At 47.7% G+C, this 367-nt stretch carries 1 pseudogene; it reads left to right on the forward strand.

The window, feature by feature from the left end:
* Positions 1-308: pseudogene (locus CIK04_RS23715) on the forward strand (long-chain-fatty-acid--CoA ligase); the annotation flags it as partial.
* Positions 309-367 lie beyond the last annotated feature (59 nt).

Consider the following 367-nt stretch of genomic DNA (forward strand, 5'->3'; position numbering starts at 1 on the left):
TTTCAACGTTTATCCTAACGAGATCGAAGATGTGGTTGCGCTGCACGGCAAAGTCCTTGAAGTGGCGGCCATCGGTCAGCCACACGAAGTGTCTGGTGAACTGGTTAAGATTTATGTGGTTAAGCGTGACCCAAGTCTAACCAAAGAAGAAATCATCAGCCACTGTCGTCAGCACTTGACGGGCTATAAAGTGCCGAAGTTGATTGAGTTCCGTGAAGATCTGCCGAAAACACGTTGGTAAGATTTTGCGTCGCGTATTACGCGATGAAAATGATGCTAAGCTTGGCAAAGAGAATGAGGCAGCGTAAGCCGCGCAAAGTGTCACGAAGAGTGTTAAAATGCCAGCCGAATTCCAAGGCTAGGCATT

This window comes from Vibrio sp. 03_296, from assembly GCF_002265885.1.